The organism is Paraburkholderia sp. EG304 (assembly GCF_046543485.1).
In the GTDB taxonomy this organism is placed as follows: Bacteria; Pseudomonadota; Gammaproteobacteria; order Burkholderiales; family Burkholderiaceae; genus Paraburkholderia; species Paraburkholderia youngii.
In genome coordinates, this window is record NZ_JBKGUA010000344.1 from 1 (window position 1) to 445 (window position 445).

Below are 445 nucleotides of genomic sequence, written 5' to 3' on the forward strand. Positions count from 1 at the left end.
TAACTGGCGTGGTCACGATTATTGCGGGGCTCATTGTTGTGCTGCGAAGCCGTAACTGGAAAACTGGCGGTCGAAAATATGAGACCGACAAAGCTCCAGTTTCTGCAGAACCGGACCGTGTAAGCGACTGGGACATGCTTTCCAACGGCGAAGATCCCAGTGAGAACCTGCCATAGCTCGCATGTCTGTTTCGCCATGTCGGTAGCAACCCAGTAGACTAGTAACCACGTAACTTTCAGGAGGAACTTTGGACATCCCTAACGACCCCGGTCACGGCGATTCACCAGCAGCCTGGACCGCTGTCATTATTATGTTGATCGGCATCGCTGCTGGTTCAGTATTCTTCTTCCTTCACCAGCCGATCATGGTTTGGATCTGCGCAGGTGTCGTGCTTCTCGGTCTCATCGCGGGTTGGGTTCTCGCGAAAGCCGGCTGGGGTGTGAAC

The 445-nt window shown here is 53.9% G+C and carries 2 protein-coding genes; both read left to right on the plus strand.

Annotation, left to right across the window (positions count from 1 at the left end; all coding sequences use genetic code 11):
• Positions 1-8: 8 nt before the first annotated feature.
• Positions 9-176: a Trp biosynthesis-associated membrane protein gene (locus tag ACLFKU_RS44200; protein WP_410853453.1), complete on the plus strand. Its 168-nt coding sequence runs from the start codon at positions 9-11 to the stop codon at positions 174-176.
• Positions 177-247: 71 nt separating this feature from the next.
• Positions 248-445 (plus strand): HGxxPAAW family protein (locus ACLFKU_RS44205; protein WP_410853452.1); only part of this gene is annotated, 198 nt, incomplete at its 3' end.